Below are 1,646 nucleotides of genomic sequence, written 5' to 3' on the forward strand. Positions count from 1 at the left end.
CCCACGACGCGGAGGAGCGGCAGATGATTCTCGGTCTGCTGGACGAAGCGGTGCGTGCTGGCGCGCGGCTCAAGCTCGCCTGCGAGACGATCGGCCTCTCGGTGAGGGCGATCCAGCGTTGGCGCAAGCAAGGCGGCGGCGGCGATCGCCGTTGTGGCCCGCACAGCGAGCCGCCCAACAAGCTGTCGGCGGCCGAGCGCCAGGAGGTGCTCGAGGTCCTCAGCTCGCCGCAGTACCGCGACCTGTCGCCGAACCAGATCGTCCCGCGGCTGGCCGACGAAGGCAGCTACATCGCCTCGGAAGCGACCATGTACCGCATCCTGCGCGAGGAGGCGCTGTTGGCTCACCGAGAGCCCTCGCGGCCGGCCGTCGTCTGGCGGACCCAGGAGCACCTCGCCACGGGCCCCAACCAGGTCTGGTCCTGGGACATCACCTACCTGCGCACGCCGGTGCGCGGAAGCTTCTTCTATCTCTACCTGATTCTGGACGTCTGGAGTCGCAAGATCATGGGCGCTCGGGTCTTCCGCGAGGAGTCGATGGACCTGGCCGCGGAGCTCTTCGAGCAGACCTGCCAGCGCCACCATCTGGATCCCGACGGCATCGTGCTGCACTCCGACAACGGCGGCCCGATGAAGGGCTCCACCATGCTGGCGACGCTGAAGCGCCTGGGCGTCGTCGCTTCCTTCAGCCGGCCGCGAGTCAGCGACGACAACCCCTACTCAGAGGCGATGTTTCGGACCCTGAAGTACCGGCCCGAGTACCCGTCGGGCCCCTTCGCCTCGCTGGAGGCGGCCCACCTCTGGGTGGCTTGCTTCGTGCGCTGGTACAACGAAGAGCATCGGCACAGTGCGATCCGTTTCGTGACGCCGGAGGATCGCCACAGCCGTCGGGAAACGGAGATCCTCGAGCGGCGCCAGCGCGTCTACGAGCGAGCTCGTCGCCGTCACCCTCGTCGCTGGTCGGGTGCGACTCGCAATTGGGATCCGATCGAGACGGACGTTCTCAATCCGGAGAAGGAGACCGGAGAGACTGGCCTCGCAGAAGCAGCGTGAGGCGGAGGCAAACCGTTGACCGCCTTACCTGAAGTCCGGACCCTGCGGCGGCAAGCTCGCCCGTCCCACAGCGGTTTCGCGTTCATGAGGGCCGGCCCCTCTCTCCCCCTGGGGGGGCGCGTGGCCTTGCTTGCGACCTACCGCCGAAACGAAACCTCGAGGCGACAACTACCTTGACATCCACCGTTCCCCTTCGCGACAGTCGGCTTCGTTCCTTTCTAAGAACGCCCTATCTTCTCGACCTCGCTTCTAGGCTCGACTGGGAGGAAGACACGCATCTCGAGAACACTCGCGCATTCCGAGAGAAATGCTGGAAGGAACTCGTCCGCGCAGAACATGTCAATGGACGCCAAGTCTTACGACCTTAGGGGACGGCAAGTCTTACGACCCCGGTTTGGTTCTTCGTCTTCTTCTGCTCCGGATTCTTCTTCTCATAATCGAGATAGTAGGAGGAGGGGCTGTGGGAATGTGGGAAACGCGCGGGCGGGGGGCGGGCGCGCGTTTTCCAAGCCCCGTGGGAGCGGTGGGAAGGTGCGGGCGGGGGCGCGGGGGGGCAGCTTTCCACCGCTTCCATAGGGCCGCCTTTCCACAGTC

Annotated in this window: 1 protein-coding gene; it reads left to right on the forward strand. The window is 65.6% G+C overall.

The window, feature by feature from the left end:
* The first annotated feature begins 23 nt into the window (after positions 1 to 23).
* Entirely contained in the window at positions 24 to 1,052 is a 1,029-nt protein-coding gene (locus tag GY769_23900; GenBank protein MCP4204964.1) for an IS3 family transposase, read from the forward strand.
* Positions 1,053 to 1,646 lie beyond the last annotated feature (594 nt).

It is taken from the genome of bacterium, assembly GCA_024224155.1.
Lineage (GTDB): Bacteria > Acidobacteriota > Thermoanaerobaculia > Multivoradales > JAHEKO01 > CALZIK01.

Coding starts and splice junctions, on each gene's coding strand:
- GY769_23900 (MCP4204964.1), top strand. CDS start 24: ATGATTCTCGGTCTGCTGGACGAAGCGGTGCGTGCTGGCGCGCGGCTC.